We start from the raw sequence: 12,977 nt of genomic DNA, 5'->3' as shown, positions 1-12,977 counted from the left end.
AACGCGAATAAACCACCGTGAACTCAAGGAAAGGCCAACACCTTAAAACCAACAACCACCTGCGGCGCAGACCAAAACCAGCAACATCAATCCCGCGCCGACGAAGCCGCCCCATGACTCAACCAATCGAGCACAGCGCTAGCATCATCATCAGCCCCTTGCCTGGCTTTGGCGACCGTCTCCGCGACATCAGCGCTGGGCACAGCACGCCGAATAGCCACTCCAACGGCAAGAATATCGATCATGACGAGATGCAAGATCCGCGAAATCATGGACAACTGCGACTCACGAATTTCAATGTGATCGGTTTCCAAAGCCACAGTAGCCCGCTTAGCCAACGGCGTATTGCTCGAAGTAATAGCAATCACCTTAGCCCCGGCCTGCATAGCCACATCCAGCACGCGCAGCAATTCAGGCGCGCGCCCTGACTTGGACACAGCAACGATCACATCCCCCTTCCCAAGCAAAGCCGCTGACGCCGCCTGCATATACAAATCGCCATAGGCAATAGTAGGAATACCAAACCGGAAGAACTTGTAATGCGCATCCTGCGCGACGATATTCGAATTCCCGAGCCCATAGAACTCGATCCTCCGCGCGCCGTTCAGAAGATCGATAGCCCGCTCGACCTGATCGAAGTTCAAATGCTCGCGCAACTGCAAAATCGCCGACACGGTGTTATCCAGCACTTTCGCGCCGAAGTCCGTCGCGGTATCACCCAGATGCACCTGGCTATGACTCACCGGAATCGTACCGGTTAACCCCGTGGCCAGCTTCAGCTTGAAATCCGACAACCCTTGGCAACCGAGCGAACGACAAAACCGGATCACCGTCGGCTGACTCACATCCGCCTTGCGAGCGATATCGACAATCGGATCATTAATAATCGACCGCGGATGATTCAGCGCGAGATCGGCCACACGTCGCTCGGCTGGCGTCAACGCATCGCGCATCTGCCGAATTCGCTCGAACACCGCTGATGAACTGCCGCCCGCGCGATTCGACAATTGCTCGGCAAGAATCGCCGATACACCGAGAAACGCCGGATATTCAGCGGTAATCACATACGTCGGCACGTTCTGCAGATAAGCCTCGAACCGGCCTTTAGCCTCGAAGCGCTTGCGAAACGACGACCGCGAGAAGAACTCGCCAAGCCGAGGCACGACACCACCGCCGATATAGATCCCGCCCAACGCCCCGAGCGTCACGGCGATATTGCCCGCGAAGGTGCCGAGAATGCCGCAGAACACATCGACGGACTCAGCCGCGAGCGGCTCGCCTTCCAGCGCGCGCTTGACGACCTCGACGGTGTCGACATTTGCCGCCACGCGCTTCTTGTCGCGGCCCGCGAGCGCGCGATAAATCACTTCGATGCCAGGGCCTGCGGCCACTCGCTCGAACGACACATGCGACCATTTCTTGCGCGCATATTGCAGCACGATATCTTCGCGTTCATCAGCCGGCGCGAACGTAGCGTGGCCACCTTCGCTGCCAAGCGCGATCCAGCGGTCGTCAGCGGGAATCAAACCGGACACGCCCATGCCGGTACCCGGACCGAGCAACCCAATCACGCTATTCGGCCGCCGCGCGCCGCCGCCCACCTGCACGCGTTGCTGGTCGGTGAGACCGGGCAGCGCCATCGCCAGCGCGGTAAAGTCGTTCACCACCAGCAGCGTGTCGAAACCAAGCGCGCGTCGCGTGGCTTCGATCGAAAAGCTCCAGTCGTGATTCGTCATGCTCACCTGATCGCCGTCGACCGGGTTCGCAATCGCGATCGCCGCGTGATTCACGCGGCCGATCTTGGTGTCCTTCAGATACTTCTTGATGACTTCGGCAACGCCCGGATAGTCCGCGCACGGATAGACCTTCACCGAGCCGATTTCGCCCGGGCTAGTCTCCAGCGCGAAGCGCGCATTGGTGCCGCCGATGTCGGCCAGCAGCCTCGGTCCATCGGCGTGCTGGCCCGCGCCCGGAACAGCCTTAGTTTGCACACCAGTAGACATCGAGTCTCACTCCCTTGTCGTTTGCCAACTGCGAGATGGCATTTTTTTGTAGCGAAGCGGACGCGGCATTCAGCACGTCCATCTTGCGCGGTCCTGCGATCAGCAAGAACAGATGCTTCACTTCCTTCAACGCGGACATGGACCAACTCACGCGCGCATGCGGCGCGCTGCCGGGGTGCACGGCAACGAAGCGCTCGGTCGTCGTGATCGCGTGGTCCCATTCGGGCGAGTCGGCAAAGATCGACGCGGTGTGGCCGTCTTCGCCCATGCCGAGAATCGCGACGTCCGGCACGACGCTGAAGCGCGAATCGGCATTCAGCGCGGCGACATGCGCGTTCAGATCTTGCGTGGTGTCCACGAGCGGCCAGAAGGTGGCGTCCTTCGCGGCATTCTGCAGCAGCGTGGCGTGCACCAGTTGCGAGTTGCTCGCGCTGTCCGTCTCCGGCACCCAGCGGTCATCGACCAGCGTCACGGCGATGCGCGCCCAGTCGAAGGTTTGCGTGGACAACGTCTGCAGGAACGGGCGCGGACTGCTGCCGCCGGACACTGCAAGCATTGCGGGGCGCGCGCCGGTGGTGGAACCGGCGGCCTGTGCGGCGAGCGACGCATGCAACGCGTCGCCGACCGCTTTCGCCAACGCGTCGGATTGGGCGCGTTGATCGTCGAAAGCGTGAAGCTCGATCACTTCTCCTCCGTGCTGCTTTTTTGTGTGATCTGCGGAATGTGCCGTACTGCTCTCACGCGATGCCTGCAAAGTGGATGACTTGCAGGCGCCCTCGTGATACCGGCGCCATTCCGTTCAGTTCGTCGGTGGGTCTTACGGGCGACACGTCATATTCCATTCAATACGACGCGCCGCCGTGATTCAATTCTCTTCTTCGAGCCAGCAGGTGCCGTGCTGCGCCAGCATCGCGCTCGATGCGGCCGGTCCCCACGTACCCGATGCGTACGGCTTGGGCGGCTTGTTCGACACCTTCCATTCGTTCAGGATCGGTTCGACCCAGCGCCATGCGGCCTCCTGCTCGTCGCGCCGCACAAACAGCGCGAGGCGACCGTTGATCACATCGAGCAGGAGACGCTGATATGCCTCCATCTGTCCTTCGCGGAAGAACTGGTCGAACGCGAGGTCGAGGTGGACGCTGGCCAGGTTCATGCCTTCGCCGGGCTGCTTCGCGAGACAGTACAGGCGAATGGTTTCGTTCGGCTGCAGGCGGATCACCAGACGGTTCGCGCCGGCGCGTAATGCGGAGGCGCCCAGCGCCGAATGTGGCACCGCACGAAAGTTCACCACGATCTCGGCGACACGGTCGGCGAGGCGCTTACCGGTGCGCAGGAAAAACGGCACGCCGGCCCAACGCCAGTTTTCGATCTCGACCTTCAGCGCAACGAAGGTTTCGGTCGTGCTGTCCGGCCTCACGCCGGACTCGGTGGCGTACGCCGGCACCGCGGTGCCGCGAATCACGCCCGAATGATACTGCCCACGCACGGCGACCTTGCCGATATCGCGTGGATCGATGGGCTTCAAAGCGCGCAGCACGCGCAGCTTTTCGTCACGCACCGAATCCGAATCCATGGAGTGCGGCGGTTCCATCGCCACGATGGAAAGCAGTTGCAGCAAATGGTTCTGCACCATGTCGCGCAACGCGCCGGTATTGTCGTAGAAGTCGCCGCGCGCTTCCACGCCGAGCTCTTCGGCGATCGTGATCTGGATGCTCTCGACCCACTCGCGGCGCCACAGCGGCTCGAACAGCGCATTGCCGAAGCGCAACGCCAGCAGGTTCTGCACCGGTTCTTTACCGAGGTAGTGGTCGATCCGGTAGATCTGTTCTTCAGCGAAGATTTCGCCGACCGCATCATTAATTGCATTCGACGACTTGAGGTCGTAGCCGAGCGGCTTCTCCAGCACGATGCGCGAATTCTCGTTCAGCCCGACCGATGCCAGCGCATGGCAGATCGGTACGAACAGCGACGGGCCCGTTGCCAGATAGAACACGCGGATGCCCGGCAGATCCTTGATCGCGTCGCGCAAATGGACGAAGTCTTCCGCTTTGCCGAGGTCGATATTCACGAACTCGATGCGCTCCAGAAAGCTCGCCCATGCCGTTTCGTCCACACCGTTCTTCGACACGTGCGGTTTGACGTGCTCGTTCACCCACTCAATGTACTCGCGGCGATCCGTGGCATGCCGCGCCACCGCGACGATCTTGCCGCTGTCGGCCAGCATGCCGCCTGCACGGTGTGCTTCAAACAGTGCGGGCAGGATCTTGCGCATCGACAGGTCGCCGGTGCCGCCGAAGAGAACGAAGGTGAAGCTTGAATCGGTTTGCATGAGTCTCCGTCGATGTCCTGGGGCCGCGGAAGGTGAGCGAAAGTGCGACCGTAGTCCGATAAAATATTTTTTGACACTGAATTGTAGTTTAACTACAATCCAAATCAAGAGGTAGCGCTAATTCGATGAAAAAAGCGTGCGCTGTGAGTCAAGATGCGCGTTTTCCCGAATCGGCAGGCGTCCCCTGCATGTTAACGGACATTGCGTGTCGGCACGTGCCAGCATGCCCCGGCGGCCCTTACGGAAAGCCGGGGAGCTGAACCGCCGGCAGGGTCTGCCCCAAGTTGACGTGCAAGGCACCTCGAGTCTGCCGCGCGCGACGCGGGCAGGCAAAAATCAAAAGAGGAGACAGTCAGTTGCATCCCGAACCACTCATCTCTTGAGCTTCCAGCGGCCGAAAATCGGTCCGCCGGCACATGCCTTAAGGCATGCGCCCGACCGTGCTCGATCGCCCAGTGTTTTGCCTGTTTGAACCAACCACAGCACCCTGGCGACATCAGGGGCCATTTGTTTTTTGTTCAGGTGTCTGGAGGAGATAAGCAATGAAATTTCGCGCGATCATGGGCGCTTTGTGCGCCGCAGGTCTGATGTGTGGCGTCTCGGCTGTGCAAGCCGCCGAGTCGGTCGAAGTGTTGCACTGGTGGACTTCGGGCGGTGAATCGAAAGCCGTCGGCGTCCTCAAGGACGACATGACGAAGCAGGGTTACACGTGGAAGGACTTCGCGGTTGCGGGTGGCGCCGGCGCGGCTGCCATGACGGCACTCAAGACGCAGGTGATCTCGGGCAACGCGCCGACCGCTGCGCAGATCAAGGGTCCGCTGATCCAGGACTGGGCGTCGCAAGGCGTGCTGGTGCCGATCGACTCCGTCGCGGGTGACTGGAAGAAGAACCTGCCGCCGGAAATCGACAAGATCATGCACGCGGACGGTCACTACGTCGCGGCTCCCTTCTCGGTGCACCGCGTGAACTGGCTGTACATCAACAAGGCAGCGCTGGACAAGGCGGGCGGCAAGGCGCCGACCACGTGGCCTGAGTTCTTCGCGGTGGCCGACAAGATGAAGGCCGCGGGCATCCAGCCGATCGCGATGGGTGGCCAGCCGTGGCAAGACCTGACGCTGTGGGAAGACGTCGTGCTGTCGCAAGGCGCGGGCTTCTACAAGAAGGCGCTGGTTGATCTCGACGAGAAGACGCTGACGTCGGATCAGATGGTCGGCGTGTTCGACACGGTCCGCAAGATTCAGGGTTACTTCGACGCGGGCCGCACGGGTCGTGACTGGAACCTGGCAACGGCCATGGTCATCAACGGCAAGGCCGGCATGCAGTTCATGGGCGACTGGGCGAAGGGCGAATTCGCCAACGCCGGCAAGAAGTCGGGCTCGGACTACATCTGCGCCGCTGTGCCGGGCACGGAAAAGTCGTACACGTTCAACGTCGACTCGTTCGTGTTCTTCCAGCAGAAGGGCCAGAAGGCGGCAACGCCGGGTCAGCTCGCACTGGCGAAGACGATCATGTCGCCGGACTTCCAGGAACAGTTCAGCCTGAACAAGGGTTCCATCCCGGTTCGTCTGGGCGTGTCGATGGCCAAGTTCGACGACTGCGCGAAGAAGTCGTACGCGGATGAACAAGTGGCGATCAAGTCGGGCGGCTATGTGCCTTCGCTGGCACACGGCATGGCGCAACCGGATGCAGCAGCCGGCGCGATCTCGGACGTGGTCACGAAGTTCATGAACTCGCAGCAGGATTCGAAGAGCGCTGTTGCCGCGCTCGCGAAGGCAGCGAAGACCAAGTAAGTTGCGTCAAACGAAGCGGCGCGCCCGGCGGTTCAGCAACGGGCGCCGGGCGCGCCCTTCGTGTCGCTGATTGCCGGGGTTTTACTCGTTGCATTGGCAGGCGGCTTCACCCTGGTTTCATAGAGTCACACCTATGTCGTTACGGCCTCGCGTTTTTTCAGCGTGAAGGTCCCGGCGGCACAGTTTCAGCAGGAGTCGAGTAGTGACTGCTTCTATCAGCGGAAACGGGAAAACGGCCACCGTGACCCGCCGCACGTCGCCGATGGCGGCCCTTGCCGATCGCTGGATTCCGAAGCTGGTGCTCGCACCCAGCGTCGTGATCAGCCTGATCTTCGTGTATGGCTTCATCGCCATTACCGGCTTTCTGTCGCTGTCCAATTCGCGACTGATGCCACGTTATGAATTTGTCGGTCTCGATCGTTATCGCGAGCTGTTCGATAACGATGTGTTCTGGACGTCGGCTGCCAACCTCGGCTGGTTCGGCATCCCGTTTATCGGTATCTGTATCGGTCTGGGTCTGTTCCTCGCGATCCTGCTCGATCAGCAGATCCGCAACGAAGGCGCGCTGCGCGCCGTGTTCCTGTACCCGATGGCGCTCTCGTTCATCGTGACGGGTACGGCGTGGCAATGGATCATGACGCCGAGCATCGGCCTCGAGAAGGTGTTCCACGACTGGGGCTGGACAAGCTTTTCGTTCGGCTGGCTGGGCGACCCGGACAAGGCGATCTTCTGCGTCGTGATCGCGGCCGTGTGGCAATCCGTGGGCTTCGTGATGGCGCTGTTCCTCGCGGGCCTGCGCGGTGTCGACGGTGAAATCTTCAAGGCCGCGCAGATGGACGGCGCGAATCTGCCCACCATCTACCGAAAGATCGTGATTCCGAGCATGCGCCCGGTGTTCTTCTCCGTGCTGCTGATTCTCTGCCACATCACGATCAAGACCTTCGACCTGGTCGTTGCGTTGACCGCGGGCGGTCCGGGCACGTCTTCGTCGCTGCCGGCTATTTTCATGTACACGTTTTCGTTCAATCGCGGGCAACTGGGCGTCGGCGCGGCATCGTCGATGATGATGCTCGCCACTGTCGTAGCCGTGCTCGTGCCGCTGATGTATCTGGAATCGAGGAGCACCCGCAATGCAGCCTAAGATGACGATCAGCCGTGCCGTCATTTATGCGGCCTTGATCCTGTTCGCCCTGTACTTCCTGTTCCCGCTGTACGTGATGCTGTCCACGTCGTTCAAGGACATCGATCAACTGCGCACCGGCAACCTGCTCACGCCACCCACGCATTGGACCATCGATCCGTGGATCAAGGCGTGGAGCGGCGCCTGTACGGGTGTGCGTTGCGACGGCATGCAGCCGTTCTTCATGAACTCGGTGCGGATGGTGATTCCGGCCGTGCTGATCTCGTCGATCATCGGCGCGTTCAACGGTTATGTGCTCACGCACTGGCGCTTCCGTGGCGCGGATCCGATCTTCACGATGCTGCTGGTCGGCTGCTTCATTCCGTTCCAGGCGATCCTGCTGCCGATGGCGCGTTTCGAAGGCTTCCTCGGCCTGTCGAACACGACCACCGGGCTGGTGGTGGTGCACGTGATCTACGGCATCGCCTTCACCACGATGTTCTTCCGCAACTTCTACGTCAGCATTCCGGCTGAACTCGTGAAGGCGGCGCGCATCGACGGCGCGGGTTTCTTCACGATCTTCACGAAGATTCTGCTGCCGGTTTCGCTGCCGATTTTCATGGTGTGCCTGATCTGGCAATTCACGCAGATCTGGAATGACTTCCTGTTCGGTATTGTGTTCTCCGGTGTCGATTCGATGCCGATCACGGTGGCGCTGAACAACCTCGTGAACACCTCGACCGGCGTGAAGGAATACAACGTGGACATGGCCGGCGCGATCATCGCCGCGTTGCCCACGCTGCTGGTCTACATCATCGCCGGACGCTATTTCGTGCGCGGCCTGACGGCGGGCGCAGTGAAGGGCTAGACGCCAAGCTAAACCATCCGAGCGCGGCGGCGCTTCATGAAGCGCCGCCGTCACCCGAAGACGTTTTCAAGCAGTACCAGAGACAAGAGGATTCACAGCATGGCAAGCCTTTCCATCCGTGACGTGTACAAGACTTACCCGAACGGGGTGCCGGTCCTGAAGGGTGTCAATATCGACATCGAAGACGGCCAGTTCCTGATTCTCGTCGGCGGTTCGGGCTGCGGGAAGTCGACGCTGCTCAACATGATTGCCGGCCTCGAGACCGTGACCAAGGGCGAGATCCAGATCGACGGCAAGACGGTGAACAACCTGTCGCCGAAAGATCGCGACATTGCGATGGTGTTCCAGTCGTACGCGCTGTATCCGTCCATGACGGTGCGCGAGAACATCTCGTTCGGTCTGAACATCCGCAAGGTGCCGAAGAACGAGCAGACGCAGATCGTCGACCGCGTGTCGAACACGCTGCAGATCACGCACCTGCTCGATCGCAAGCCGGGTCAACTGTCCGGCGGCCAGCGTCAGCGCGTGGCCATGGGCCGTGCCCTTGCACGCGATCCGGTCATGTTCCTGTTCGATGAACCGCTGTCGAACCTCGACGCGAAGCTGCGTATCGAGATGCGTTCGGAAATCAAGCTGCTGCATCAACGCCTCGGCACGACGATCGTCTACGTGACGCACGATCAGATCGAAGCAATGACGCTCGGCGACCGCATCGCGGTGATGAAAGACGGCATCGTGCAGCAGTTCGGCGCACCGCAGGAAATCTACGATTCGCCGTCGAACCTGTTCGTGGCCGGCTTCATCGGCGCGCCGCCGATGAACTTCATCCAGGGCAAGCTGGTCGAGCAGGGCGCGGGCGTGGCGCTCGAACTGGATACGGGTGTCGCACGCACGGCGGTGAACCTGCCGTTCGACTCGGCGAAGGTGAAGTCGCATGTGGGCCGTGAGGTGATTCTCGGTCTGCGTCCGGAGCGCATCACCGATGCGCGCGGCGCGCATGGCGACAACGCGAAGCTGCAGCCGATCGAAGTGAAGGTCGACGTGATCGAGCCGACCGGTCCGGACACGCTGGTGTTCGCGCAGGTCAACGGCAAGCGCATTGTGAGCCGCGTGCACCCGGCCTCGAATCCGCAGCCGCTGACGAACACGACGTTGCTGTTCGATACGTCGAAGGCGGTGCTGTTCGATCCGACGAACGAAGAGCGGATTGCCTGATCGCGAAGTTCGATTGCATTAGAAGAAGAAAAGCCCCATGCGCTTCGCAACGCATGGGGCTTTTCGTTTTTGCGCGCCTCGCTTCGTTAGTCCGTGATGCGCAGATCCGGATTGTTGCGCGCCAGTTCGGTCACCCACTCGATGAACGCACGCAGCCGCGAACTCAGATTCCGGCGATGCGCGTAGAGCACCGAGAGCGGCGTGCCGGGGCTCGTATAGTCGGTGAGAATTTCCTTCAGCACGCCTTGCGCGATCAGATCGGCGACCATGAAACGCGACGGCTGGATGATGCCGTGACCGAGCGCGGCCGCGCCGATGTAGACCGAGCCGTCGTTCACGGCGAGCACGCTCTTGAGCGACACCTTGGCGATCTCGCCGTCCACCTGGTATTCGAACGGGAACGTTCTGCCCGTGCGCGCGGACACGTAGTTGACCGCGCGGTGCTCGCTCAATTCTTCGAGTGTGGTCGGCTCGCCATATTTCTCCAGATACGCCGGCGACGCGCACGTGACGATTCGCGCCTGACCGATCCGCCGCGCGACGAGGCTCGACTCCTCCGGCGTGCCCATGCGGATCACGCAATCCACGCCGTCCTGAATCAGATCGATGTTGCGGTCGGCGAGGCCGAGCCGCACGTCGATCTCGGGGTATTGTCGGTAGAAATCGTCGAGCGCGGGGAGCAGCAGCGCGCGGGCCAGCGTGCCGGACGTATCCACGCGGATCGTGCCGGCCGGATTTTCGCGTTTGTTCGACAGCGACGATTCGGCGTCGGTGACTTCGGCGAGGATGCGCACGCAGCGCTCGTAGAACAGCGCGCCGTCTTCGGTGACGCTGACCTGGCGCGTCGAACGATTCAGCAGACGCACGCCGACGTGTTCTTCCAGCGCCTGGATGGTGCGGCTGACTTTGGCGCGTGGCAGGTCGAGCGACTCGGATACTTTGGTGAAGCTGTTCGCTTCGACCACACGCGTAAATATCTCCATCGCTTCGAAACGGTCCATGTTTTGCCTTAAGGTTGAGTGGCGGAAGTAGGTTTCGAAGTGAAGTGTATAGGCTGGAAAAAATGTTGTCGCAAACGGTGATGGTGGGCGGGGCGCCGGCGCCCGTCTTTCGGCCGACGCGGCCGCGCCGCGGTCCCTCAATCGCGGTCCGGCGCGCCGAGTGGGAAATACGCGCGATACGGGCGCGCTTCATCCACCGCGCGTGCGAACGACGGCCGCGCCAGCAGGCGTTTGCGGTAGGCGAGCACGTGCGGAAACGCCGGGCCGATGGCGTGCGTCCAGTCGGCGTAAAACAGGAACGGCGCGGCGCCGCAATCGGCGAGGCTGAAGGTGTCGCCAGCCGCCCATTCGCGTTCCGCCATCACCTTGTTCAGCCAGCCGTACGCCGTGTCGAGCATGGCGCGTGCCTCGGCCACGGCTTGCGAGTCGCGCTCCGGCTCAGGGCGCATGCTGTCGTAGACGATCTTTTGCTGCGGCGTCGAGATGTAGTTGTCGAAGAAGCGGTCCATGCTGCGCACTTCCAGCGCGGCACGGGCGTCGGCTGGCAGCAGCGGCACCGGGCCGGGATGATAGAGGCCCAGGTACTCGATGATGATGCTCGCCTCCATCACGGTCCGGCTGCCGTCGACCAGCAGCGGAAAGCGCTTGATCGGCCAGAGCGCGGCGAATTCGGCCATGACTTGCGGGTCGTCGTGCGCCAGCAGGCGCAGTTCGAACGGCGTGCCGTTTTCGTAGAGCGCGGTCAGGACCTTCTGGCAGTAAGAGGAGAAGGGATGGGCGTAGAGCTTCAGAGGCATCGTGGTCACCTTGGGCGGTTGCTGATTCCGGGTGCGCTGCGGCGCGACGACGGCCAAAGGGCCGTTTACCTCACGACGAACGGCAGCGGCGTAAATCGACACTATGACGATTCATCCGACCCGGCATTCGTTACGACAAAGACGTCACAAAACTATGAAGAAAGATGGTGTAACATTTGAAAACTTTGTAAGAGACGCCGACGTGACCGGATAAATGGCGCAACAGAAGCGACCGGGGCGTCACTCAACAAATAACGAATAAATTCGACGCACGGGGAGCTTTACATGTCTACGATCACGTCCTCGGTGAATAGCGCGACGGCCAACGCGCAAAGCCAGGTCCAGCAAGCAGCGCAATCCATTATCAGCGGTTCGACCGGCAATTCGTCGATGGATGTGGCGACCCTGGTCTCGGCGCTCGTCAACGCCAGGACGGCGGGTCAGGCGGCGGCGCTGCAGGCGAGGCAAACCACCGACAACACCACCTTGTCCGCCTACGGCGCGCTCACTTCGGCGTTGTCCGCCTTGCAGGCGGCGATCAAGAATCTGTCGGATGGGACCACGTTGTCCACCTTCGCGGCCACCGCGAGCGGCAAGGGCCTGGACCCGAAAGCGGGCCCGGGTGCGGTTGCCGGCAGCTATGCGATCGATGTGACGCAGATCGCTTCGTCGCAGAGCCTGTCTTCGGCGGCGTTCGGCGCCACGACGCAACTCGGCACCGGTAAGTTGACGATCTCGGTCGGCGGCAAGTCGATGGACGTCTCGATCGACAGCACCAACAACACGCTGAGCGGTATCGCCAGCGCGATCAACAAGGCGTCCAACAACCCCGGCGTCACGGCGACGATCGTGACCGGCACCGGCGGCGCTCACCTCGTGCTGCGCTCGGCGACCACCGGCTCGGCCAACACGATCAACGTGGCCACCAGCAACGTCCAGAACGACGCGGGCCTGTCGAGCCTCGGCGTGACGTCCACGCCCGGTGCGAACGGCGGAGCGTCCACGATCGTATCGTCGGATGCCGGCAATGCGTGGCATCAGAGCGAAGTGGCGCAGGACGCGTTGCTCACCATCGGCGGGATCGCGGCGCGCAGCGCCAGCAATGCTGTCGCCGATGCGATCGCCGGCGTCACGCTGAATCTGTCGAGCGCTTCGGTCAGCAACCCGCAAACGCTGACCATCGCGCCGGACACCACCGCGCAGAACACGGCCATCACGAATTTCGCCAACCTGTACAACACCGTCGTCACCACGATCAGCAAACTGTCCTCATTCGACAAATCGTCGAAGACGGGCGGCGCACTGCTCGGCGATTCGACGCTATTGACGGTTAAGAACGCGCTGGCGTCGATCGTGGGCGGCGGGGTTGGTAAGGGCACTTCGGTGGTGAGTCTCGGGCATATCGGGATCACGCTGAAGGGCGATCCGGCGGACGGTACGCTGGTCGTCGACAGCGCGAAACTGACTGCGGCGCTCAATTCCAGTCCCGCGCAAGTGGCCGCCTTGTTCAATGCGACCGACGGCGTCGGCGCCAAATTGAACAAGAGCATCGACGAATTCACGCGGACGGGCGGCATCATCGATACGCGCAACAACGCGCTGACCGCCGACCTGAAGAGCGTGACCGCGCAGCAGACCAAGCTGAGCGATTACGCCACGCAATTGACGAAGCAGTATCAAAGTCAGTTCACCGCGCTGAACACGTTGATGGCGACCATGAACAACAACTCGGCCTACCTGACGGCGCTGTTCGGCGGCTCGAAGAGCGCGGGCGCGCTGGCGACCAACAAGTAAGTTTGAATGTAGGGCGGCGCGTTGCCTATTCGCGGGCAACGCGCCGTTTTGCGATTCACT

At 61.6% G+C, this 12,977-nt stretch carries 10 protein-coding genes; 5 read left to right on the top strand and 5 right to left on the bottom strand.

What is annotated here, in order from left to right:
• Positions 1-86: 86 nt before the first annotated feature.
• The 3 genes from P0D80_RS35980 to zwf form a co-directional block, all read right to left on the bottom strand.
• The gene (locus P0D80_RS35980) at positions 87-2,003 is read right to left on the bottom strand and encodes a bifunctional transcriptional regulator/glucokinase (RefSeq protein ID WP_132375671.1); all 1,917 of its coding nucleotides are present in this window, start codon (positions 2,001-2,003) and stop codon (positions 87-89) included.
• Positions 1,981-2,688, bottom strand: coding sequence for a 6-phosphogluconolactonase (gene pgl, locus P0D80_RS35975; RefSeq protein ID WP_408180684.1), 708 nt, complete (start codon positions 2,686-2,688; stop codon positions 1,981-1,983). The genes P0D80_RS35980 and pgl overlap by 23 nt, the downstream gene beginning before the upstream one ends.
• A gap of 180 nt (positions 2,689-2,868) precedes the next feature.
• Positions 2,869-4,332, bottom strand: a complete 1,464-nt coding sequence (zwf, locus tag P0D80_RS35970; protein WP_408180683.1) for a glucose-6-phosphate dehydrogenase — start codon at positions 4,330-4,332, stop codon at positions 2,869-2,871.
• Positions 4,333-4,874: 542 nt separating this feature from the next.
• Here zwf and P0D80_RS35965 point away from each other — a divergent pair.
• The 4 genes from P0D80_RS35965 to P0D80_RS35950 all read left to right on the top strand — a co-directional run bounded on the left by P0D80_RS35965 (position 4,875) and on the right by P0D80_RS35950 (position 9,325).
• Entirely contained in the window at positions 4,875-6,122 is a 1,248-nt protein-coding gene (locus P0D80_RS35965; protein WP_408180682.1) for an ABC transporter substrate-binding protein, read from the top strand.
• A 202-nt stretch (positions 6,123-6,324) separates the two neighbouring features.
• Positions 6,325-7,263 carry a carbohydrate ABC transporter permease gene (locus P0D80_RS35960; RefSeq protein WP_132375665.1) on the top strand — a complete coding sequence of 313 codons (939 nt, stop codon included), beginning with the start codon at positions 6,325-6,327 and terminating at the stop codon, positions 7,261-7,263.
• Positions 7,253-8,110, top strand: coding sequence for a carbohydrate ABC transporter permease (locus tag P0D80_RS35955; RefSeq protein WP_132375663.1), 858 nt, complete (start codon positions 7,253-7,255; stop codon positions 8,108-8,110). The genes P0D80_RS35960 and P0D80_RS35955 overlap by 11 nt, the downstream gene beginning before the upstream one ends.
• Positions 8,111-8,209: 99 nt before the next feature.
• Positions 8,210-9,325: an ABC transporter ATP-binding protein gene (locus P0D80_RS35950; RefSeq protein WP_408290934.1), complete on the top strand. Its 1,116-nt coding sequence runs from the start codon at positions 8,210-8,212 to the stop codon at positions 9,323-9,325.
• 86 nt (positions 9,326-9,411) lie between these two features.
• Here P0D80_RS35950 and P0D80_RS35945 read toward each other — a convergent pair whose 3' ends face one another.
• On the bottom strand, positions 9,412-10,326 hold the full coding sequence (locus P0D80_RS35945; protein WP_408290931.1) for a LysR family transcriptional regulator: 915 nt from the start codon (positions 10,324-10,326) through the stop codon (positions 9,412-9,414).
• 137 nt (positions 10,327-10,463) lie between these two features.
• Positions 10,464-11,123, bottom strand: coding sequence for a glutathione S-transferase family protein (locus P0D80_RS35940; RefSeq protein ID WP_408180681.1), 660 nt, complete (start codon positions 11,121-11,123; stop codon positions 10,464-10,466).
• Positions 11,124-11,408: 285 nt separating this feature from the next.
• On the opposite strand from P0D80_RS35940, the gene fliD reads away from it, so the two are divergent.
• Positions 11,409-12,917, top strand: coding sequence for a flagellar filament capping protein FliD (gene fliD / locus P0D80_RS35935; RefSeq protein ID WP_408180680.1), 1,509 nt, complete (start codon positions 11,409-11,411; stop codon positions 12,915-12,917).
• The last annotated feature ends 60 nt before the right edge of the window (positions 12,918-12,977 follow it).

This window comes from Paraburkholderia sp. RL17-373-BIF-A (assembly GCF_046030175.1).
Classification (GTDB): Bacteria; Pseudomonadota; Gammaproteobacteria; order Burkholderiales; family Burkholderiaceae; genus Paraburkholderia.
This window is presented reverse-complemented; position numbering and strand designations above follow the sequence as displayed.

What these genes read in the sequence shown, in the direction of transcription:
- P0D80_RS35980 (WP_132375671.1), bottom strand. Translation starts at nt 2,003, where the DNA reads ATGTCTACTGGTGTGCAAACTAAGGCTGTTCCGGGCGCGGGCCAGCAC.
- zwf (WP_408180683.1), bottom strand. Translation starts at nt 4,332, where the DNA reads ATGCAAACCGATTCAAGCTTCACCTTCGTTCTCTTCGGCGGCACCGGC.
- P0D80_RS35965 (WP_408180682.1), top strand. Translation starts at nt 4,875, where the DNA reads ATGAAATTTCGCGCGATCATGGGCGCTTTGTGCGCCGCAGGTCTGATG.
- P0D80_RS35955 (WP_132375663.1), top strand. Translation starts at nt 7,253, where the DNA reads ATGCAGCCTAAGATGACGATCAGCCGTGCCGTCATTTATGCGGCCTTG.
- P0D80_RS35950 (WP_408290934.1), top strand. Translation starts at nt 8,210, where the DNA reads ATGGCAAGCCTTTCCATCCGTGACGTGTACAAGACTTACCCGAACGGG.
- P0D80_RS35945 (WP_408290931.1), bottom strand. Translation starts at nt 10,326, where the DNA reads ATGGACCGTTTCGAAGCGATGGAGATATTTACGCGTGTGGTCGAAGCG.
- P0D80_RS35940 (WP_408180681.1), bottom strand. Translation starts at nt 11,123, where the DNA reads ATGCCTCTGAAGCTCTACGCCCATCCCTTCTCCTCTTACTGCCAGAAG.
- fliD (WP_408180680.1), top strand. Translation starts at nt 11,409, where the DNA reads ATGTCTACGATCACGTCCTCGGTGAATAGCGCGACGGCCAACGCGCAA.